The organism is Trichocoleus sp. DQ-A2 (genome assembly GCF_039961915.1).
Lineage (GTDB): Bacteria > Cyanobacteriota > Cyanobacteriia > Cyanobacteriales > FACHB-T130 > FACHB-T130.
Genome location: NZ_JAMPKD010000001.1, coordinates 255,085 through 276,518, shown reverse-complemented (window position 1 = coordinate 276,518; position 21,434 = coordinate 255,085). Strand labels below are relative to the sequence as shown.

General features: G+C 46.9%; 19 protein-coding genes. 10 read left to right on the top strand and 9 right to left on the bottom strand.

Going from position 1 to position 21,434, the window contains the following annotated elements; translation table 11 throughout:
• Positions 1 to 35: 35 nt before the first annotated feature.
• On the bottom strand, positions 36 to 212 hold the full coding sequence (gene tatA / locus NC997_RS01145) for a twin-arginine translocase TatA/TatE family subunit (RefSeq protein ID WP_190412322.1): 177 nt from the start codon (positions 210 to 212) through the stop codon (positions 36 to 38).
• Positions 213 to 252: 40 nt separating this feature from the next.
• Positions 253 to 1,671 (bottom strand): serine/threonine-protein kinase, encoded by a 1,419-nt coding sequence (locus tag NC997_RS01140; RefSeq protein WP_190528697.1) that lies wholly within the window; start codon positions 1,669 to 1,671, stop codon positions 253 to 255.
• Positions 1,672 to 1,802: 131 nt separating this feature from the next.
• On the opposite strand from NC997_RS01140, the gene NC997_RS01135 reads away from it, so the two are divergent.
• The 4 genes from NC997_RS01135 to NC997_RS01120 all read left to right on the top strand — a co-directional run bounded on the left by NC997_RS01135 (position 1,803) and on the right by NC997_RS01120 (position 5,970).
• Entirely contained in the window at positions 1,803 to 2,543 is a 741-nt protein-coding gene (locus tag NC997_RS01135; protein WP_190429440.1) for a phycocyanobilin:ferredoxin oxidoreductase, read from the top strand.
• Positions 2,544 to 2,620: 77 nt separating this feature from the next.
• Positions 2,621 to 3,937, top strand: a complete 1,317-nt coding sequence (locus tag NC997_RS01130) for an ABC exporter membrane fusion protein (protein ID WP_190528696.1) — start codon at positions 2,621 to 2,623, stop codon at positions 3,935 to 3,937.
• A gap of 65 nt (positions 3,938 to 4,002) precedes the next feature.
• A complete protein-coding gene (gene devC / locus NC997_RS01125) occupies positions 4,003 to 5,208 on the top strand; it encodes an ABC transporter permease DevC (protein WP_190528694.1) in 1,206 nt (401 codons plus the stop codon).
• 51 nt (positions 5,209 to 5,259) lie between these two features.
• Complete coding sequence (locus NC997_RS01120; RefSeq protein ID WP_190434372.1) at positions 5,260 to 5,970, top strand: DevA family ABC transporter ATP-binding protein; 711 nt, start codon at positions 5,260 to 5,262, stop codon at positions 5,968 to 5,970.
• Between the two features lie 385 nt (positions 5,971 to 6,355).
• On the opposite strand, the gene NC997_RS01115 is transcribed toward NC997_RS01120, so the two are convergent.
• On the bottom strand, positions 6,356 to 7,156 hold the full coding sequence (locus NC997_RS01115; RefSeq protein ID WP_190412316.1) for a hypothetical protein: 801 nt from the start codon (positions 7,154 to 7,156) through the stop codon (positions 6,356 to 6,358).
• Positions 7,157 to 7,665: 509 nt separating this feature from the next.
• Positions 7,666 to 9,126 carry a hypothetical protein gene (locus tag NC997_RS01110; protein WP_199306243.1) on the bottom strand — a complete coding sequence of 487 codons (1,461 nt, stop codon included), beginning with the start codon at positions 9,124 to 9,126 and terminating at the stop codon, positions 7,666 to 7,668.
• 23 nt (positions 9,127 to 9,149) lie between these two features.
• On the opposite strand from NC997_RS01110, the gene NC997_RS01105 reads away from it, so the two are divergent.
• Together NC997_RS01105 and rdgB are read left to right on the top strand one after the other, a co-directional pair.
• Complete coding sequence (locus tag NC997_RS01105; protein ID WP_348257751.1) at positions 9,150 to 9,323, top strand: hypothetical protein; 174 nt, start codon at positions 9,150 to 9,152, stop codon at positions 9,321 to 9,323.
• Between the two features lie 66 nt (positions 9,324 to 9,389).
• Positions 9,390 to 9,971 carry an RdgB/HAM1 family non-canonical purine NTP pyrophosphatase gene (gene rdgB / locus NC997_RS01100; protein ID WP_190528689.1) on the top strand — a complete coding sequence of 194 codons (582 nt, stop codon included), beginning with the start codon at positions 9,390 to 9,392 and terminating at the stop codon, positions 9,969 to 9,971.
• Positions 9,972 to 10,105: 134 nt separating this feature from the next.
• Here rdgB and NC997_RS01095 read toward each other — a convergent pair whose 3' ends face one another.
• The 3 genes from NC997_RS01095 to thiD all read right to left on the bottom strand — a co-directional run bounded on the left by NC997_RS01095 (position 10,106) and on the right by thiD (position 12,409).
• The gene (locus tag NC997_RS01095) at positions 10,106 to 10,444 is read right to left on the bottom strand and encodes a P-II family nitrogen regulator (protein ID WP_190412314.1); all 339 of its coding nucleotides are present in this window, start codon (positions 10,442 to 10,444) and stop codon (positions 10,106 to 10,108) included.
• Between the two features lie 354 nt (positions 10,445 to 10,798).
• Positions 10,799 to 11,428, bottom strand: a complete 630-nt coding sequence (locus tag NC997_RS01090; RefSeq protein ID WP_242031431.1) for a DUF3450 domain-containing protein — start codon at positions 11,426 to 11,428, stop codon at positions 10,799 to 10,801.
• Between the two features lie 153 nt (positions 11,429 to 11,581).
• Positions 11,582 to 12,409, bottom strand: coding sequence for a bifunctional hydroxymethylpyrimidine kinase/phosphomethylpyrimidine kinase (gene thiD, locus NC997_RS01085; protein WP_190412313.1), 828 nt, complete (start codon positions 12,407 to 12,409; stop codon positions 11,582 to 11,584).
• 289 nt (positions 12,410 to 12,698) lie between these two features.
• Here thiD and NC997_RS01080 point away from each other — a divergent pair, with 289 nt between their 5' ends.
• Complete coding sequence (locus NC997_RS01080) at positions 12,699 to 12,902, top strand: hypothetical protein (RefSeq protein WP_190412312.1); 204 nt, start codon at positions 12,699 to 12,701, stop codon at positions 12,900 to 12,902.
• A gap of 12 nt (positions 12,903 to 12,914) precedes the next feature.
• Here NC997_RS01080 and ftsZ read toward each other — a convergent pair whose 3' ends face one another.
• Entirely contained in the window at positions 12,915 to 14,195 is a 1,281-nt protein-coding gene (ftsZ, locus tag NC997_RS01075) for a cell division protein FtsZ (RefSeq protein WP_190412850.1), read from the bottom strand.
• Between the two features lie 260 nt (positions 14,196 to 14,455).
• Entirely contained in the window at positions 14,456 to 15,325 is an 870-nt protein-coding gene (locus NC997_RS01070) for an FtsQ-type POTRA domain-containing protein (RefSeq protein ID WP_190528687.1), read from the bottom strand.
• Positions 15,326 to 16,011: 686 nt separating this feature from the next.
• On the opposite strand from NC997_RS01070, the gene NC997_RS01065 reads away from it, so the two are divergent.
• The 3 genes from NC997_RS01065 to murD all read left to right on the top strand — a co-directional run bounded on the left by NC997_RS01065 (position 16,012) and on the right by murD (position 21,423).
• The gene (locus NC997_RS01065; protein ID WP_190412310.1) at positions 16,012 to 17,349 is read left to right on the top strand and encodes a P-loop NTPase fold protein; all 1,338 of its coding nucleotides are present in this window, start codon (positions 16,012 to 16,014) and stop codon (positions 17,347 to 17,349) included.
• Positions 17,350 to 17,671: 322 nt separating this feature from the next.
• Positions 17,672 to 19,822 carry a glycine--tRNA ligase subunit beta gene (gene glyS, locus NC997_RS01060; protein ID WP_190412309.1) on the top strand — a complete coding sequence of 717 codons (2,151 nt, stop codon included), beginning with the start codon at positions 17,672 to 17,674 and terminating at the stop codon, positions 19,820 to 19,822.
• Between the two features lie 227 nt (positions 19,823 to 20,049).
• A complete protein-coding gene (gene murD, locus NC997_RS01055; RefSeq protein ID WP_190412308.1) occupies positions 20,050 to 21,423 on the top strand; it encodes a UDP-N-acetylmuramoyl-L-alanine--D-glutamate ligase in 1,374 nt (457 codons plus the stop codon).
• Positions 21,424 to 21,434: the final 11 nt, after the last annotated feature.

Genomic DNA, 21,434 nt, shown 5'->3' with positions numbered 1-21,434 from the left:
TTTGTAGGGACACGGCAATGCCGTGTCCCTACCCGTTATTTGAGGTCTTGATTTTCATCTGATGGTTCCTCGTCCACGCCCCTTACTCCGTCCTTGAAGCCGCGTAAAGTCTTACCCAGCGAACTTCCCAGTTCGGGAATCTTCTTGGGACCGAAAATTAAAATCGCTGCGATCGCGATTACTCCCACTTCAGGCCATCCTAAACCAAACATACCCGTTTCCTGCGAACTATCCACAATCAACTATAGGAGACTATCGAGCGGCTGGAGGAAGATAATCTCTTGTAATGGGTATTTCCAACCATTCGCTAAGTTCTTGGGTTAACCATTCGAGTTCCGCTTCATGGATGCCGCCACTCTCAGCGTTAAGTTCATACTGCCTTAATCCTGCCTCAATAATGATTTTGCCTGGAACATCAACCCGGTTTCCTTCTGAGTCTTTTTTATGGTGTTTCGGGATGTATACCAACCTGTTAATATCCTGTCTCAATGCTGGACGAGGACGATGGAATTTAAATCCAAATATTTCCCATGTCAGTGAAATTTGCTTTTGATTGCTGTAAAGCTGCGATCGTCCAAATAACGCAAAGAGAATCTGCCAGCTCATACTCACGCCAGCAAACCAAAAGGGTAGTGAAAACAACACCATAAACAAGTTGAAGCCTAGTGGTGCAAATAGGACAGAGCTTGTCCACACGAAGATGAATGAATTCCAAGCGATCGCAAAAAAGCACAACCCTATCGTAGAAGCAGTAAGTCCCTTCGGAGGGATACTAATTTTAATAAAATCTGCATTTTTAGTCAGTGAAATTTTGCTACCAGTTGGTTTCTTGACAACTAGAGGAAAGCTATCTGCTGTTGGATGTTCTTGTTTTAATGCTTGTAGTGCTTCACTAGCAGAAGCCAAGCGTCGATTTAAGCTGGGATGTGTCATCCGCTTTAACCAATTGATTAAAACAGGACTGAGATTGGCAGTTTTTTCAAATTTAATTTGCAGGTTATCTGTTTGAGGTAAATCAGCAGGATGTTGACCTATTGCCAGATAAATTAAAGTTGCGCCTAGACTGTAAATATCGGATGCGGGAACTGCACGTCCGCCAAATTGTTCTGGCGGCATATAACCATAAGTTCCCACAACTGTAATTGTCCCGCCTTCCCTGGCGACGAGAGTCTGCACCGCCCCAAAATCAACTAAATAAACTCCGCCAACATTATTACCAGAACGGCTGGTTAATAAAATATTGCTGGGTTTAATATCTCGGTGGATAACTGGAGGTTGACGACTATGCAAATAGTTGAGAATTTCGAGAATTGCAGTGCTAATTTGCTTGATATCTGCTTCGCTGAAAGTTCGTCCTCCTTTGAGATGTTCCTCTAGAGATTTCCCTTCCACGTAGGTTTGGACGAGGGCAAATCCTTTGTAGTTCGGTGAATTTAGCTCAAAATAATCCAGGTAGCGCGGAATCGCCGGATGTGTCAAAGATTTTAAAGTTTCCGCTTCCCGTTCAAATAACTTAAGCTCCTCCCACTCAAAATCACTGCCAAAAGTCAATAGTTTGATTATTACTAATTGTTGCGTTTTTTGGTCACGCGCTAGGAGTGTGCGTCTTCCAGCGCGTTTTCCAAGCTGTTGTTCGATTTGGTAGCGATCGCCAAAGACTTCACCCTTCATACTTATCGCCTGCCCCTAGCTATTAGCTGTTGTTATAACTCTGGGTTATCGCGGGTGGCAAGCTGATATCCTTAACCTACCTGCCTTTATTACTGGATTCTTGTACGCTAAAGAAAACAAATTTTAAAAAAATGCTCGAAACTTCTAAGCCTTCCCTACGCGAACAACAACACCCTCTGATTCGCAATTTAGCGGACACTATCGAGGCAGTTTGGCACCGCCATCTCGACCTTTCTCCCTACCACCTGCCAGAAGAGTTGGGGTATGTGGAAGGGCGATTAGAAGGTGAAAAGCTAACGATTGAAAATCGCTGCTACCAGTCGCCGCAGTTCCGCAAAATGCACCTGGAATTGGCAAAAGTCGGCACAATGCTGGATATTTTGCATTGCGTGATGTTTCCGCGTCCAGAATACGCGCTGCCAATGTTTGGCTGCGATTTAGTCGGGGGACGGGGACAAATTAGTGCTGCGATTGCAGATCTTTCTCCTACAAGCAGCGACCGCACCTTACCGGCAAACTATACCGCTGAACTTCAGGCGCTACCTGCCCTTCAATTTTCCCAACCGCGCGAACTACCCGCTTGGGGCGCAATCTTTTCAGAATTCTGCATCTTTATTCGACCCAGTAATCCAGAGGAAGAAACCCAGTTTCTCTCTCGCGTCGAGGCGTTTTTAGAAATTCATTGTGTTAATGCCAAAGCCGCCAAACCCGTTTCTGCCGAACAACAAGCTGAAATTTTGCAGGGTCAACGCAACTACTGCACCCAACAGCAGCAAAACGACAAAACCCGTCGAGTGCTAGAAAAAGCTTTTGGCGAGGAGTGGGCAGAACATTACATGACGACAGTTCTGTTTGACTTACCGAGTGCTTAATCTGCTAGTAAGATTCCCTCGCCAGATTGATGCCTACCTCTTAAGATTAATTAATAAAAATAATTTCCTTAAAGGCTATGGCACAGGAATCTGGCTCCAAGAATCAACCATTCGTAAAACCTGTAGGGCGGTGGGCGATCGCGGTTGTCGTGGCTGGTGCTTTAGCAACCAGCGGCGTTACCGTTTACAACCTCTATGCCTTGCGAGAGGCTGCTCAGCAGCCGGTGCCAGCAGTAGAGCCGAGTACGCCTCCTAAGCTTGCTGTGACTGCCTTAGGGCGTCTGGAACCACAAGGGGAAGTGATCAAACTCTCTGCTCCCATGTCAATTCAGGGCGCTGCTCGCGTGGAGCAACTTTTGGTCGGTGAGGGAGATAAGGTCACAAAAGGTCAAGTGGTGGCAATTCTCGACAATCGCGATCGCTTACAAGCAGCTTTGGACAAGGCAAAACAACAAGTCAAAGTCGCCCAAGCCGATCTCAATAAAGTTAAGGCTGGAGCGCAAACCGGGGAAATTACCGCTCAGAAGGCAGCGATCGCTCGTACTCAAGAGGAGTTACGCGGGAGAATTGCCACTCAACAGGCGACGGTAGCTCGTTTAGAAGCCGAACTGCAAGGGGAAAAAAATGCGTCTGTTGCCAAGATTGCCCGCCTGACTGCCCAGATGGATAATGCGAAAAAGGAGTTTGAGCGCTATGAGCAGCTATATCAACAAGGTGCAGTTGGAGCTTCTCTCTTTGACACCAAGCGCTTAGAAGTAGAAACGGCACTTCGGCAACTCAACGAAACTCAAGCCACTGCTAACCAGAAAGTAGCCACCCTGGAACAGCAAATTAACGAAGCCAAAGCCACTGCTAAAGAGACAATCGCCACTCTAGAACAGCAAATCAACGAAGCGAAAGCAACGTTAGAAAAAATTGCGGAAATTCGTCCCGTCGATGTCCAAGCAGCGCAAGCCGAAATTGAGAACGCGATCGCATCCGTCAAACAAGCGCAAGCCGACTTGGAATCAGCCTATGTCCGCGTACCCGTTGCTGGTCAAGTTTTGAAAGTTCATACCCGTCCTGGAGAAACCATTGGTAATAATGGAATCGTCGAAATTGGTCAAACCGATTTAATGGTTGCTGTCGCAGAAATCTATGAAAGTGATATCGGAAAAGTGCGGCTAGGGCAGCAAGCGACGATTAACAGCGAGGGCAATGCTTTTGCCGATGAACTCAAAGGAACGGTCAATCAAATTGGCTTGCAAATTGGGAAAAAAGATATTTTAAATACCGATCCAGCCGCAGATGTAGATGCCAGAGTGGTGGAAGTAAAAATTCGCTTAAATGCAGAGTCCAGCCGCCGCGTTGCCGGTTTAACTAACTCTAAAGTTACCGTCAAAATTCATATTTAGCTATTTTTGCTAATGGCTTTTGAACAATTAGCCATTAGCCCCTTGCCAACAAGTTTTGTAGAATCATGCCAAAAATTCCTCTAGCCTGGTTACAGCTTACCCGTGAAAAAATGCGGCTGCTGGTGGCACTTGCCGGTATTGGTTTTGCTGACATTTTGATGTTTGTGCAGTTAGGGTTTCGCGATGCCCTTTTTCAAAGCTCCGTAAGCTTGCATGAAAATATGCAGGGGGACGTTTTTTTGGTCAGTTCCCAGTCCACGGCTTTGATTGCCATGAAAAGTTTCCCACAGCGGCGACTGTATCAAGCTCTCAGCTTTGACGGAGTAGAATCGGTCAGTCCAGTATATCTTGGCTTTGGCTTGTGGAAAAATCCAGAAAATCGCCGCACTCGCCAATTGATGGTAATTGGATTTAATCCCGCAGCAGAAATTCTAAATTTACCCGAAGTTAAAAATAACCGAGATAAAATTAAACTTCCAGATGTTGTTTTATTTGATGAAGCGTCTCGTCCAGAATTTGGGGCAGTTGGTGATTGGTTTAAGCAGGGAAAAACTGTTGAAACAGAAGTAGAAAGCCGTCGCGTCAAAGTACAAGGCTTATTCACGCTAGGCGCATCATTTGGAGCCGATGGTAATCTGATAACGAGCGATTTGAACTTTTTTCGGATGTTCCCTAGACGACAGAGAGGATTGATTGATATTGGAGTGGTTAATTTAGAAGCCGGTGCGGATGTAAGTCAAGTTATTCAAAATATGAAGGAGTCCTTTAATTTAAAGAAGAATGATGAAAAATGCCAAGACTTAAAAAATATGGATAAAGATTGTACAGATGTACAAATTTTGTCCCATGAAGAATTTATTGAGTTTGAAAAGACATATTGGCAAACCAGTACATCAATTGGATTCATTTTTGGTTTAGGAACCTTAATGGGATTTGTTGTTGGTACAGTTATTGTCTACCAAATCCTATACACTGATGTTGCCGATCATCTAGCTGAATATGCTACGTTAAAAGCGATAGGCTATACGGATTTATACTTACTAATTGTTGTTTTTCAGGAAGCTTTAATTTTATCAGTTTTAGGTTATATTCCTGGCTTTTCGTTAGCGTCAGGGCTTTATATTTTTATAAAAGGCGGTACAAATTTACCGATTGCAATGACTGTTGTTCGAGCAACCGTAGTGTTGCTTTTAACTATTTTTATGTGCTTGATTTCAGGTGCGATCGCAGTCCGTAAGCTCCGAGCTGCCGACCCCGCTGATATTTTTTAAATGGTATTTTTTAACATAGCTAGTTGCTAATTTTAATGTAATTGAAAAATTATGCTGCAAGAACCGATTGTTGCAATTAAAAATCTCAATTATTACTTTGGCAAAGGTTCGCTCAGGAAACAGATTTTATTTGATATAAATCTGGAAATGCAGCCGGGAGAAATTACAATCATGACTGGGCCATCAGGGTCAGGAAAAACTACATTATTGACTTTAATGGGCAGTTTAAGGTCTCCTCAAGAAGGTAGCCTGAAAGTATTAGGACAAGAACTAATTGGAGCTTCTAAAAGCCAAATGGTGCAGGTACGGCGGCACATAGGCTATATTTTTCAAGCTCACAATTTGCTGAAGTGCCTAACAGCGCGACAGAATGTACAAATGTCGGTGGAACTGCATCGGGATATTCCGTCACAGGAAGCTGCAACCAGGTCAGCCGCGATGTTGGAAGCGGTGGGGTTAGGCGATCGCATAAATTACTACCCGGAGAATCTTTCTGGGGGACAAAAACAACGGGTAGCGATCGCGCGTGCTTTAGTGAGTCATCCTAAATTAGTATTAGCTGACGAACCTACTGCTGCTTTAGATAGTAAGTCCGGTCGCGATGTTGTCGAGCTGATGCAGCGATTGGCAAAGGAACAAGGATGTACGATTTTGATGGTAACTCACGACAATCGTATTTTAGATGTTGCTGACCGAATTATTCACATGGAAGATGGGCGTCTAGTCCGCGATACAATTATTTCCGAAAAAACGCCTGCTTAAGTCAGATTTCTGAGTGAAAAATTCGATTGAAGTGGGTTGATTTCTCTTTACACACTACATAGTTTTGGCGAATGGCTCATTCTACAAAAGGCAATCTTTTCATTTGCCATCTACACTTCAAGAAAGCCTGTTGTTTAGAGCTGATTGTAGCTAAGCTCATATCTTGCATCAAGCTCTCAGAATAGAATGCTGGGACGATTGCATTCCAAATCCAAAAGCGCGGACTAACCGAAAACAAGGGTTTTGTAACCTGCTCTCGGCAGGCTTCGTTTGCGTGCTTCCTATCGCTGTCCGGTTTCAACCGCCCGGAGCAAGATGTCACTAAAGGATAACCAAGCAGAATCTACCCTGGTTGCTGATGGAAAATAACTTTTTTCTCAACATCCTAGCGCTTCGTGCGAATAGTGACATTGCCACCTTCACTCAATTGTTCTAGCACCAATAAAGGTGTCGGTTTGGCTTTTTGATCCCATTGTAGTTTTGCAAGACGACCCTGAATTGTGGGTTGCCAAGTATCGTGGTCTTCCGCTGGACTGAGGAATGTTTCAATACAATCAATAATTTGGCTAATCGTAGCAGAAGTTGCTTGGGTAGGTAATTTCATTAACTTGATTTGAATGCGGAAAAGCACCCGCTTAGAGCGCTTCGTACCCTCTCCCGTCTCATAAATGACATCAAAAATCTCATCAACTTGGCGTCCCGCTGTACTGGCAATGCCCACTGAGGCTTGTGATGCTTGGGTAGGACGCAGGGCGATAGTGATTAAGTCTTTTACTCTGACTTTGATTTGATTAACAATGGCAAAGTGAAATACCTCTTCATCCATTCGCATTCTGAGGTAATCCAGGTTGAATTCGCGTGAGTTAACCAAGTCAGGATTGCTTTCCATTCTATGAATAGAGTCAAGCGCCAACTTTAACTTTTTCTGGAGGTCTTTGACTTTAAAATCCTGGATCTTGGCTTTCTTTGCCATCTCATCCTTTTTAAGCTTGACAAATACTGCCCCAGCAATGAGAAGTAACAGCAGTCCTCCGGAAGTGTACATCCAGATGGGCGCAGGTTGAGCGTTGGCGGCTGCGGCTGCTGGTTGGGCGGTTTGAGTTTTTTTGGCAGGGGCTTTAGGTTGAGCCTTCTTGGCAGGGGTTTGAGCCAATCGCAAGTCTACAATAAGGAACGGAGTGGACATAGTCGCTAGCCTAAAAAAATTCATGTCTATTTTCAGGATGCCCAAAAAAGCAGAAATTACAAAGTAAAAAGTATGAAAGATAAATAATCAAGTGTGAAATTCTGTCAAATCCTTTTTCGGAAAGCGGCTCGACTCTTAGTTTAGACCCAAATCACACTTCATTAGAGCTGACTTTAACGTGCTGTTAGCGCAAAGGCGCGATCGCGCGGACTAGGCAAAACTACAGAGACTTTCATTGTTGGGTGTGAAGTACGCTCAGGGGAGCTTTTGCAAAAATACCGATTGGCAAGACTCTCTAAAACTCTTGAAACCCTTGAAAAGTCGTAGCGATCGCCAAAACACCTTCCTCAAGGATCGGTAGTCGGAATTGTTTAGCGATCGCCAAACAGCAATCCCTGTGTTATTCAGTTGCTTCACTGGCAAGATATCAGCCAATAGGGAAAGCAGCCCCAGACTGGGGCTGCTTTCCCTATTGGCTAAGAATGAGAGTATCTAGATTCTGCCCGATCTTATCTTTGGGCGCTGCTGCCAAGCTGATTCCAGGTTTGGATCACCTTCTCTAAAGGTGCAGGTAAACTCCCTTGATTAATCTCGGTGTAGCGAACTGTACCTTTGCGGCTGCTAAGGGTGTAGGTGATGTGATCGGCAGCACCGCTGGGTGCTGGGTAGCTTAGGTTCTTAAATTGGGCAAATTGCTGCCGTTCTAGCATTTGCTGAAACTGTCGTACCTGTTGCACAGGAATGCGGAGAACGCTACGTTCGGAGTCATTAGCATCGCCGATGCGAACCCGCATCAAGCTTCCGTCATTCAATAAAACAGTTTCGTAGGTTCTGCCAGTAAAACCGCCACTGGCGATCGCTCGAAACACCACATTTTTATCTAAGGATGGTGGTAGTTCGCTAGTCGGGATTGGCATTGGCTTGAGGATGCCAGCATCGCTTAGTTTACTTGCTGCTTGATTGAACTTAATAATGGAACCATCGCTGTTGGTGTGATAAACCAACAGTTGTAGCTTGCTTTGTACAGTTACCTGCCACCCAGGTATTGCATTAGTAAGACAACTCTCGTTAATACCGCCCAAACCCAGACAGCTATCCCAATTGTACTGTTGAGCTTGAACGATGCTGAGTTCGGTAGTGGGCACTTTGAACTGTCTGGAAGCTTCCCTTAAGACTGCATCTCGAACGGAATTCGGCAAACTCGCGAGTTGATCCACCTTCACTACAGAACCAGCTGCATTCGTGCGATAGACCAAGCGTTTTCCGCTTGCTTCTACCGTCACCTGCCACCCTTCTACTGTCGCTGGCGCACACAAAATATCAGGTGCGTAAATCCCTAGACACGCATCAGGCCAAGTCTTCTGTTCGGCCTGGACGACGCGAATCTGGTTTACCGGCAAACCCAGCTGCGTGGAGGCATCAGAAATCACAGCATTGGCAACAGATTTGGGGAAGTTTCCTGGGATGTTACTGCCAGGAGTATTCGACTTTTCTTGACGTAAAACTTGCCCTGTAGAATTGGTGCGATAGACCCAAGTTTTGTTATTGCTAGACACGACAACACGCCAACCGGGAACTAATGCTTGAGTACAAAATTCACCCGATTTCGGAAGTCCTAAACAGCCATCAGGCCAAGTTTCCTGGCTAAACTGAGTAATCTTGAGCTTTCCCGGAGCGATGCCAGTTTGACGCGACAAATCTTGACGAACAGCGTTAGCAATTCGAGGCGGTAAGCGATTAGCTTGCTTACGGTCAAGATTTTGCCCCACTTTCTGGTCTTTAACCTTAACCAGTCTGGTGATAGACTCAGAAAGTCCGGCTGGGGCAGCAAATGCGGTTTGTAACAGTGTCAGACCTGCGCCTAAAGACAAGATGCCAGTTAGAACTAAAACTGCAAAAACCCGATCGGATTGGTGAACTGTTTTACCAGAGTTTACGGGTTTGGAGTGATTTTTGAAAATCTGTCTCATAGAAACCTCAAATAGATTTTTTTTTGCAAGCGGAGAGCGTGTTTGTGGAGACGAGCGGCACTCCAACGCTCGTCCAATGCGATATAGCAGATAAGAAGCTTGACGCTGCTATCCTGCGAGTTAGTTCCGCTGTTTGGTTCACCCGAATGGGTGATTTTTTAGAAGTTTCAGATAGCGATCGCACGCAAAGAAGTTAACTTCTGCAAAAACAGGTTTCTATAATCGTGTAGGTGTGTATTTATTCCAGCAAGGGAGCGATCGCGATGACTGTGTTGGTAGTCGCTACGGGAAATCCAGGCAAGCTGCGAGAGATGCAGAAGTATTTAAGCGGATTTGGCTGGGAATTGACCCTGAAGCCAGAGGAACTGGAGATTGAGGAATCGGGTGACACCTTCATGGCTAACGCTTGTCTGAAGGCATCCCAGGTGGCAGAGGCGACTGGAGAGTGGGCGATCGCAGATGATTCTGGCTTGGAAGTAGACGCCTTAGAGGGCGCACCCGGTATTTATTCCGCTCGTTACGGCAAAACCGACCCCGATCGAATTGAACGCCTGTTGAATGAACTCGGCAACGAACTGAATCGGGAAGCCCAATTTGTGTGTGCGATCGCGATCGCTCGTCCCGATGGTGCGATCGCCCTGCAAGGCGAAGGAGTTTGCCGTGGCGAAATTCTCCACGCCCCTCGCGGTACGGGAGGATTCGGCTACGATCCGATTTTTTACGTTCCTAAAGAGCAAATGACCTTTGCGGAAATGACTCCTGAGTTGAAGCGTCAGTGGAGCCATCGCGGTCAAGCTTTTAAAATTCTCTTACCCCAGCTACAGACTTTAAAGACTGAGGGTTGAGTCCAGAAGTTAGAAATCCAGTAACCAGAAATCAGAATTTTGCGATCGCCAAAAATTCTAATTTCTGATTTTTAATGACTCCTGACTTCTAACCTTGATGACTCACTCCTCAGTCCTCAGTCCTCAGTCCTGACTTAGACAGCTTCCAGATTCTTTTCCCCCGTCCGAATTCTGATGACCTGCTCTACCGGGCTGACAAAAATCTTACCATCACCGATTTCACCCGTTCGGGCAGCGGCAATGATTTTCTCAATCACCATATCAACCTGGCTGTCTTCAACAACGATCTCTACTTTAAGTTTTTGCAGAAACTCAACCGTGTACTCGGAACCGCGATAACGTTCGGTTTGACCTTTCTGCCGCCCAAATCCTCGGACTTCAGAAACGGTCATTCCCACAATTCCCGCATTGACTAGCGCAATTTTAACTTCGTCGAGTTTAAAAGGCCGGATAATCGCTTCAACTTTTTTCAAGCTTCTAACTCCTCAGTTCGTTCTGGATTTGATCTGTACAATCAATTTGTACAACCAAAGGTACTCGTAAAGCGGCGGCTATGTTTTATCACTGCTCAAACAAAGATTTTTGTATTATATGATACATATTGCTCTTCACTCCTACCAGAGGCATCCATTGTGCCAACCCTAACTAAGGGGTTTCTCTAGATATCGCTGACTCGTTAACTAGACATCGTTGACTAGACAGTACAGTGAAGATGCGCGGGTTTAGCAATATTTTCCCCATTTGTATCAAAGCGGTTGTTCCAGGCAGATGCACCCGGTTCTTCCGACTCCTAGCAGAGTTAATCTTTCAGCCGTCAACCAGCAAGCTCAACGACTATTATTCAAAAGCGGACGCACAATCAAAAAGCCAGTGCCAAACGCTGTCGCCACAATCAAAAAGATGACGATGATTAACCACCAGCCACTCACATCTGCGGAACGCTCTGGCTGAGTTGGGCGACGATACCGACCTTCTTCTTGTTCGATTACCAAGCTTTCTGAAAAATCAGGTAATGGTGCTGGTTCCGCTTTGGGAGGGGAAGGAGGTAGAACTTCCACTGGCGGAGCGATCGCAGCCGAACGAGGAGGACGAGGAGGCTGCGGAGGACGCCGCTTAGGTGTTGCGTTTGATCCAGTCCGAATTTCCGGTTCAATGGGGGGAGGGGGAACTTCAACTCGACCCCCGGAGGGAAACGAAGTTACTACCTGTTGTGCGTGCAAAGCTGACTGAACAACTTTTTCGATTTCTTGGCGCAGCTGTTGATTTTCTTTGGCTAACTGCTGATTTTGGGAATTCAGCGAGTCCAGCATCGCTTGCGCTGTTTGTAACTCTGCTGAGAGTTCTTTGTAAACCGAAATTGGCACTGAGGGACGGTAGGTATTCATTGGGCTTTGGGGAGTCTGCTCAGAAATATAAGCATTTTGCATTGGCGAGCGGGTCGAGGGATTAGACATCATGGATTTAGTTTAAGTTTGGTAAGGCAACAATAATGGAAAGTGAGGCGACTCTGACAGCCATTTTTTAACAAATTTGCTATTTAATCAACTAGGAATGTGCCCCAATCGATCTTTACGGTGTCATTGCTATAACCTTTGTATTCTCCGATTGTTTTAATTCTCCGATTGTAGGAGGGGAAAAAAGTGTCCCACTGGCCCTTGACCCTGACCAATGGCTAAAGCGTATTTTAGAGCAGTGGTGACATAATCTTTGGCTTTTTGAACCGCAGACCACCGATCTTTGCCCAAGGCTAGATTAGCCGCGATCGCGCTACTGAGCGTACACCCTGTGCCGTGAGTATTGGTCGTCTCTACGGTTGCGGTTTTCAAGGTTTCCAGATGGTGCCCATCGAACCAGATATCGATGCCGCGTAGATTCCCCTCCATTCCGCCTCCTTTCACTAATACAGCCGCACCACCTCCCAAATGATAAATCCGTTGGGCAGCAGAGCGCATATCATCCAAGTTATGAATCGGCAATCCGCTCAGTAATTGAGCTTCGTAGCGGTTGGGGGTCACAATCGCTGCTTTGGGGATTAAGACATCCCGCAACGTTGCCACAGCGTTATTGTCAATCAGCTGGGCACCCGTGCGCGATACCATGACGGGATCGACGACTAATTTGTCCAGTTTGAAACCTTCCACAGCTTGCGCTACAGCCGCAATAATCTCCCCATTCAGCAACATCCCCGTTTTCGCTGCTTGGACGCCAATATCCGTCACCACAGCCTCAATCTGGGCGACAATTGCTGCTGTCGGTAAAGCATCCACCCGCGTGACTCCCAGCGTATTCTGCGCTGTCACGCAAGTAATGGCACTGGTGCCGTGAACGCAGTGAAAGGCAAATGTCCGTAAATCGGCCTGAATGCCAGCACCGCCGCCGCTATCTGAACCGGCAATTGTGAGAGCAACAGGTACGCTTGAAGGGTTTTTAACGGTCATAGGAATGAGGAATGGGTAATTAGTTAATACCCGCAAATTAAGGACTACTAACAATTACTTTTACTCTAAATTTTCATGAAACCAATCCCAATCTAAATTGAGTTGAATGATTAGATTTTACAAATCGCTGCAAATCGGGTACTGCTCAATTTACAATTTGCCGACAAATCGGCAAATTATTGCAATGCTGCCCTTGAGAAGCGAGTAGAACTGAGTTATGTGCCTAAAGACCTAATTAGAGGAAATATACGATGAGCCGCACTAATTTCCAGTTTAGGAGGGGAAATTCGTGCGGCGTGAGAGCATGGATGTAGCGATCGCTCCCGTAATCAGTCAAGTCTTCCCACTTTTGGGACAGGTCATCATTGAATTCGGAACTTCTACCGAATTCAATCGGCTTCGTGGAAGTTTAGAAGAATTTCGCACCCTGCTAACTAAGGCTGGATTGCCCACGCATCAATTAAAAATTAAAAAGGAAATGTTCCATTTTTAATTTTTAATTCTTCTAGCGTTGCGGACGCCGTCTTTGGAGAAATTCCGGAATATCCAATCCTCCACCTTGTTGTTGAGGTTTAGGCTCAAACGTGGGGGTAGAAGGAGGAACGGGTGACGGTGCAATGGGTCGCTGTGGCTGTCTAGAAGTGCGTGCCTCCCTCGCCGCCGGTGTAGACTGAGTTTCCCCGCTAAATCCAGTCGCAATGACGGTAATTCTTACCTCACCTTGCATCCGGTCATCAATCACTGCCCCGAAAATGATATTCGCATTCGGATCGACCACTTCATAGATTGTTTCGGCTGCGGCATTCACTTCGTGCAGCGTCAGGTCGCTACCGCCGGTAATGTTAAAGACCACCCCTCTGGCTCCTTCAATCGAAGACTCTAGCAAAGGTGAGGAAATTGCGGCGACGGCGGCTTCTCTGGCTCTCGATTTCCCAGAACCCACACCAATCCCCATCATTGCCGATCCCGCATCTGCCATCACGGCTCGGACATCAGCAAAGTCCACATTGACCAGTCCGGGAATCGTAATAATATCCGATATCCCTTGCACACCTTGACGCAGGATATCATCGGCGACGCGAAAGGCATCTTGAACGGGCATGGTTTCTGGAATCACTGCCAGCAGCTTATCGTTAGGGATGACGATGAGCGTATCTACCCGACCCTGCAAAGCGGCAATGCCTTCATCTGCCTGAGAAGTGCGACGGCGTCCCTCAAAGGTGAAAGGACGAGTGACAACACCCACCGTTAAGGCTCCCATTTCTTTGGCAACTTCTGCCACAATCGGGGCTGCACCCGTACCCGTACCGCCTCCCATCCCAGCGGTAATAAATACGAGATCGGTATTTTCTAAGGCATGAGCGATCTCGTCGCGCGATTCTTCCGCTGCCTTTTGACCAATGGCAGGATTACCTCCAGCACCTAAACCTCGCGTTAACTTCTGTCCCATTTGCAAGCGTTTAGCAGCTGAGGAGTGAGACAGCGATTGGGCATCAGTATTGATTGACCAAAACTCTACGCCGCTGACATCACTGGCAATCATGCGGTTCACCGCATTGCCCCCACCCCCACCAACACCAATGACTTTAATTTTGGCGACGCTACCTAGCACGATGTTGTCACTCCTAGATTCTTCCCTGGGTGTTCCGTTAGCATCGTGATTATGGCCTAAATGTAACACGGTGTTATTAAAAGGATTCGCGCCGTCCACTGCGGGTGAACGACCTGCGTTCCCTGAGGGATTTGAGTTTTGGTGGGCAAGCCCTGGTTTACTATTGAGCGTCATTGCAATAGAAAGGGTCAATAAACAACTTTTTAGTTTAGGTAGCGATATGAGTCAACTATAGGGTAAGTTGACCCTTAAAACCAATGAGAGTCATAGTGCATTGACGTTCTTGAAGAGGTCTGGAGTCAACTGTCTGAAGGCTGATCCTACTAAAAGATGAAGGATATTCGTAAAGTAGATGCGCTCTTGGCAGGATGAAGAATGAATTTAGCTCAAAAGACGCCTTCTGCCTAAAGCCAGAACTCGCGTTCCTTCCAAGCTTATAAGGTTTTGGTTTTTTTGGAAGGGTTGCCTTTTTTCATTTGAATTGCTGGGGATTCGGGGTTTTTGAGGTCAATATAGGCAATTTCGCTGGTTGAAAAATGTGCTGGCAAATCTCGCATTCGATCGAGGACGGTGAGCTGATAGGCAAACCGAGAAGTGTAAGCACCACAATGTACCCATCCTTGCTCGGTTTTCAGAATTAAATTGGCTGGGTTTTGCCAATCAATTTCAAATACTTTGACCGGACTGCGGCTAACGGCTTGGTAAAGTGCCGACCAGTAGGGGCGATATTCATCCCGATAGCCAATGATTTTTAAGGTCGGCAAGGGAATGGTGCGCTCTAGCTCGGTGTAGCTTTCTAAGGGCATCCAGACGCCTTGTTCGTCCAACAATCCCAATACCGGCTGCGATCGCGTTTTGCTATTTGAGGAGGTTTGGCTGGAAGCAGGAGTCTGGCGCGTGCGCGTGCGGAGGGCGATCGCGACTGGCTGTCGTTCCGTAACTTGTACGGTGAGTCCTGGCGGCAACATTTGCCGGGTAACGGTAGCTTCCTTGATGGCAGGTTGTAATTCCAACTTATCGGCGATGATTTGCGGCTGTAGCCGCAGCAAATACTGAGGGTAAGATAGAGGCAGCAGCGACCGAATCGCTTGGATTGAAAGCGTTTTATTGCCCTCAATCGCAATTTGATCGGGTTTGCGGATTACCCAAGCAGGTAAAGTTGTCACCCAAACTAAACTGCCTGCTAAACCGGCGACGAAGATCGCTCGCCACATCGCTTGAAAAGATTTTATCCGTCGTTGGCGACGTAGTTTTTGACGCCGTTGGCTCAATTCGGTTTGTGATACTGATGCGATGCTTGTCATCCTAACTTCTCAATCGGGAGTTTGTGGTGCTTGAGGTAGACTGCACTCAACACAGCTTGATGGTGGTTCGCCGTAAGTTTAGGCGCGTCCTTCTTTAACTTAAACAGAGCGCTTGGGAGTTCCGACTATCCCCTCCTGACGGGGCTATCGCCCTATGCTCGCCAATCCGCTGACCGGGGAGAAAGTCACGATCGGTTCCCTCGGCAATTTCATCTAACAGGACGTTAACAGAATCTCTTTCTCTTTTCAGTACGGCTCATCAGGAACTGTAGCGGGAAATTCTAACGTCTAAATATTAACGTGACCGGGTCATTATGAACTCTGTTTAGCCTACGGAAAAAGAATTTAAAATTGGGGATCGCTCTTCGCCGCCAAAATCTGGGCTTTTTCCATCGCTTTTTGGCTCACTCGGCACGATTCGGCGAGGCAATCATCGCAATTCGACCTGAATCGAAGCGCATCTGAGAACCAAGCTGAGAGCGATCGCGTTATAGCCGCAAAGTAGCCGGTGGTTATACGACTCAGGGCGAAGCATTCCTCTCAAATCCCCTCAACTCTACCAGGATGTATCTATCTCAGTGCAAGAGGGGTGCGCCCCTCCAGTCCGACTAGGGTCGCTTTAACGGAAGCTGTCTAGCAGTACAAAAATCAGTACAGGGATTGATCTGCATACTCAAGAGGTCGGCATGAAATTGGATTTGGAGAGATTCTATAAGGCTTGTAACCCTGCGAAGACGCTCATCTTCTCTAGGGCGGAAGATCGTCCCTACTATATCGATTTCTCAGCGGTGCGAGGTGGCAAAATTATTGAGGCGGTGGGGCGAACCATTGCCCGGATTTCACCCGACGATCCCACCAGTCAGCTATTTACCGGACACATCGGCTGTGGGAAGTCTACAGAGCTATTTCGCTTGAAAGCCGAGTTAGAACGGCAGCAATTTCATGTGGTTTATTTCGAGTCCAGTCAAGAATTAGACATGGCGAATATCGATATCAGCGATATTTTGCTGGCGATCGCGCGTCAAGTCAGTGAAAGCCTGGAAGAAATTCAGATTCGGCTCAAACCGAGTTACTTTTCCAATCTCTTCAACGAGATCAAAGACATCTTGCAGACTCCGATTGATGTCTCCGCTGAAGCCCAATTGTCTGTGGGGATTGGCAAAATTACCGCCAAAACTAAAGATAGCCCTAAGCTGCGGGATCAGTTGCGGCAGTACCTAGAACCCCGCACCGAAGGCTTTTTAAAAGCAATCAATGAAGAAATCCTGAAACGGGCGAACGAAGAACTGAAGCGACGCGGTCAAAAAGGCTTGGTGGTGATTATCGATAACCTGGATCGGGTCGATCCTCGACCGATGCCTTCGGGAGGTACCCTGCCAGAATATCTATTTATCGACCGGGGGGCACAGTTACGCCGCTTGAGTTGCCATGTCGTTTACACGATCCCCTTGTCCTTAATTTTCTCTAACGATTACGAAGCTTTGAAGAATCGTTTGGGGGGTGGGGTGGCTCCCAAAGTGTTGCCAATGGTGCCGGTGCGGAACCGCGATGGTCGGGATTGCGAGGCAGGAATGACGTTGCTGCGAAAGATGGTGATGGTACGAGCCTTCCCAGAAGCGAACGAACAGCAGCACCTAGAGCTATTGACCAAGGTTTTTGATGCGTCTGAAACCCTGGATCGGTTGTGTCGTGTCAGTGGTGGTCATGTGCGGAACTTACTGGGATTGCTTTACAGCTGTCTTCAGCAAGAAGATCCACCGTTCTCCCGTGCTTGTTTAGAGAACGTGATCAAAGAATACCGCGATGATTTGGCGCTGGCGATTGACGAAGAGGAGTGGGACTTATTGTTTCGGGTGGTGCAGCAGCAAAATGTGAAAGGCGATAAAGAATATCAGACGCTACTCAGAAGTATGTTTGTGTTTGAATATCGGGATGAGAATGGGCGTTGGTTTGGGCTGAATCCAGCTTTGATGGAGACGCCAAAATTCAAGTCTTTAGTGGCTCTTCACCCCTTAGAAGCGTGATATATCGAATTTTGTCAGGATCGCGCTCCGATTGTTTTGCGTAGGGGCATGGCAGGGGCATCGCAATGCCACGCCCCTACAGAACGTGAATGCGTGAATGAGTGTAAGTTGATTTGATCCACGTTCCCGATCGGAGAGATTGACTTAAATCTAGGTACGGAGGAGGCGATCGCTTCCTCAACCTGATTACCAGTAGGGGCACGGTATTGCTGTGCCTCTACTCGACATCGTTTTAGATGCAGCCTGTCTGGATTCCCAGCGCGGTAAACTGTTTAAACTAGCTGGTAACGTTCAGCCCCCGAAGAATTAAAGATAGTGCGCTATGAGTTCATTTTTATTGGAAGTCGGTACAGAAGAATTACCTGCAAGCTTTGTGAATGATGCGATCGCGCAATGGCGATCGCGCATTCCTGCCAGTCTTACCGAAAATAGCTTGGCTCACGAGGCGATTGAAGTTTATGGCACACCCAGACGCCTCGCGGTGCTGATAAAAGGGTTGCCGACTCAGCAACCGGATCGAGAAGAAGAAGTCAAAGGGCCACCCGCGCAGGCAGCGTTTAAAGATGGGCAACCAACAAAAGCAGCAGAAGGGTTTGCGCGGAAGCTCGGTGTGGAAGTCAACGCTTTAGAAATTCGCCCCACCGACAAAGGCGATTTTGTCTTTGTTCGGCAAACCATCGCCGGACGCCCAACGGCTGAAATTCTCACCCAGTTAGTTTCCCAGTGGATTTTTGGATTAGAAGGCAAGCGGTTGATGCGCTGGGGCGATGGGGACATCAAGTTTCCGCGACCGATTGAGTGGTTGGTGGCTTTATTAAATGATGCCGTACTGCCTATAGAGTTAGTCAATGGTTCGGAGACGATTAAAAGCGATCGCATTACACGCGCTCATCGGGTTTTGCACCCCGAATCTGTGACGATTTCTCAGGCAGATGATTATGTCGATTCTCTACGTTCTGCTTCAGTGGAAGTGAATCCAGAATCGCGTCAAACCAAAATTCGAGAGCAAGTCCAGGCTGCGGCTCAAAAGATGGATGGCTACACCGAAATCTACCCAGATTTGCTGCAAGAAGTTACTCATTTAGTAGAGTTTCCCACAGCAGTTGTCGGAAAATTTGATTCTGAGTTTTTGAGCCTTCCGACTGAAGTGATTACCACAGTGATGGTAACTCACCAGCGTTATTTCCCAGTTTTTAAAACTGAAAAATTTAAAGAATTACTTCCCTATTTCATCACAATTTCTAATGGCGACCCGGCGAAGTCGGACATTATAGCCGAAGGAAATGCACGAGTAATTCGGGCACGATTAGCGGATGGTCAGTATTTTTATAAAGCTGACTTGTCCCAATCTTTAGAGAACTATTTACCTCAACTGGAAAAAGTAACCTTTCAGGAATCTTTAGGGTCAGTTCGGGAAAAAGTGGAGCGGTTGGTTAAAATTGCCGGTCACATTAACGAGCAACTGCAATTAGGCGAGGATGAAAGGAACAATATCGAACGAGCTACCTTGTTATGTAAAGCGGATCTCGTGACCCAAATGGTGGGAGAATTCCCGGAATTGCAAGGCATTATGGGACAGAAATATGCCTTAGCAAGTGGCGAACCGGAGGCTGTAGCAACCGCAATTATTGAGCATTATTTGCCGCGAGGTGCAGGGGATTCTTTACCCCAAACGATAACAGGGCAAGTTGTTGCTTTAGCGGATAGGTTGGATACTTTGGTCAGTATCTTCGGGTTGGGAATGCTACCTACAGGTTCTTCCGATCCCTTTGCTTTACGTCGTGCGGCGAATGCAGTGATTAATATCACTTGGGCAGCAGATTTACCAATTAATTTGCATCAATTGCTGCAAAAAATTGTTGCTGATTTTGTGGCTAAATATCCGAAGACAAAATCGGAGGAATTAGTGCGGCAATTGCAGGAATTCTTCTTGCAACGCATTCGCAATCTTCTACAAGATGAGCGCAATACTGATTATGACTTGGTGAATGCAGTTCTGGGAGAAAACGATCCGGAGTACACAGAACGAGCGTTAAAAGATTTATTGGATGTACGCGATCGCGCTTTATTCCTCCAGACAATTCGCAATAATGGCAAGCTGAATGAAATCTACGAAACTGTCAACCGTTCGACTCGTTTAGCAGCCCAAGGCGATTTAGATAAAGCTCAGTTACAACCAGAGACGGTGGTGAGTCCAGAACTATTCCAGAAAGCATCAGAGCAAGCTTTTTATGATGCTTTAGTGCAGATAGTTCCGCAAACTCAAGCATCTCAAGAACAGCGAAATTACCAGCTATTAGTGGATGGTTTGGCGCAGATTGCCCCGACTGTTAGCACTTTCTTTGATGGTGCTGAAAGTGTTTTGGTAATGGATGCCGATCCCAATATCAAGCGCAATCGGTTGAATATCCTGGGTTTGCTTCGGAATCATGCCCGTGTGTTGGCTGATTTTGGGGCGATTGTAAAGAGTTAGTCGGCGGTTAGGAAGGTTTGATTTTGGGAATTTTCTTGCTGAGCAAGCAGAAATTAAAAAGAAAAAAACCGCGAAGGCGCACTAGCGGAGCCATGTGCTCTCTTCGCTATAAAGAGCGAAGGAAGAATCAGGAAGGAGGCGATTGGTGGGATATGAGTTTTTAAATACCGTTATCGCGGTATGATACAGGATTGCTAAACCAGGGACTTTGCACTGCCATTGAGTTTATGCCCATCGCTCATATTATCGGTCTAGGAAAATCGGGAATTGCCGCTGCACGGTTGTTAAAACGGGAAGGTTGGGCGGTGACGATTAGCGATCGCAATTCGTCCGAAAATCTTCGCCAAGAGCAACAACAGCTTGCCAACGAGGGCATTGACGTGAAGTTGGGCTATTCCTTGGAACTTAACGGTTCCGATTTGCCCCAGATGATTGTCGTCAGTCCCGGCGTTCCTTGGGATGCACCGATATTAATAGAAGCGAGGAAGCTAGGTATCGAGACAATTGGAGAAATAGAACTCGCGTGGCGATATCTCCAATCTTGTCCTTGGGTAGGCATTACTGGCACTAACGGCAAAACTACCACGACAGCTTTAGTTGCTGCGATTTTTCAAGCGGCTGGTTTCCATGCTCCCGCCTGCGGCAATATCGGCTATGCTGCTGGGGAATTAGCGCTGGCGGAAAAGCCTCCAGATTGGGTAATTGCAGAACTCAGCAGCTATCAAATCGAGTCCTCTGCTACAGTTGCTCCGAAAATCGGGGTTTGGACAACCTTTACGCCGGATCACCTCAGCCGTCATAAAACCCTAGAAAACTACTACAACATTAAGGCACATCTACTGAGTCAGTCTCAGCAGCAAGTATTGAACGGAGACGATCCCGAACTGCGGAAAACTGCACGCGATCGCTTTCCCAATGCTTACTGGACAAGTGTGAATAAAGCCGATTTGATTGGGGAGAAAGGTTTCTACATCGAAGACGGGTGGGTTGTAGAGACGCAAATGGAATCTCCACAAGCTGAAAAACAAGGTGAAAAAATCGTGCAAGCATCGGCGTTGCGGATGGTGGGAGAACACAATCTGCAAAATCTCCTGATGGCGGTAGCGACGGCGAGACTGGCAGGAATTGAGAAAGAGGCGATCCAAGAAGCGATCACAAACTTCCCCGGCGTTCCCCATCGCCTGGAACACATCTGCACGCTGGCGGGGATTGACTTTATCAACGACAGCAAAGCCACCAACTACGACGCCGCCCAAGTTGGATTAGCTTCCGTTAACAGTCCCGCGATTTTAATTGCTGGTGGTGAAGCCAAAGCGGGTGATGACACCAGTTGGCTAGAGACGATTCAAACCAAAGCCACCGCCGTATTACTCATCGGTGACGCCGCCACTGTTTTTTCCCAGCGACTACAAGACGTTGGCTATTCCAGTTACGAAATTGTACAAACGATGGAGAAGGCTGTCTCTAGAGCGGCTGAATTAGCTCAAGCTCATGGCGCTAAAGTTGTCTTACTTTCTCCAGCCTGTGCCAGTTTCGATCAATACCAAAATTTTGAGCAACGCGGCGACCATTTCCGCCAACTTTGCCTTGAGTTATTGTAGCAATTAGAACT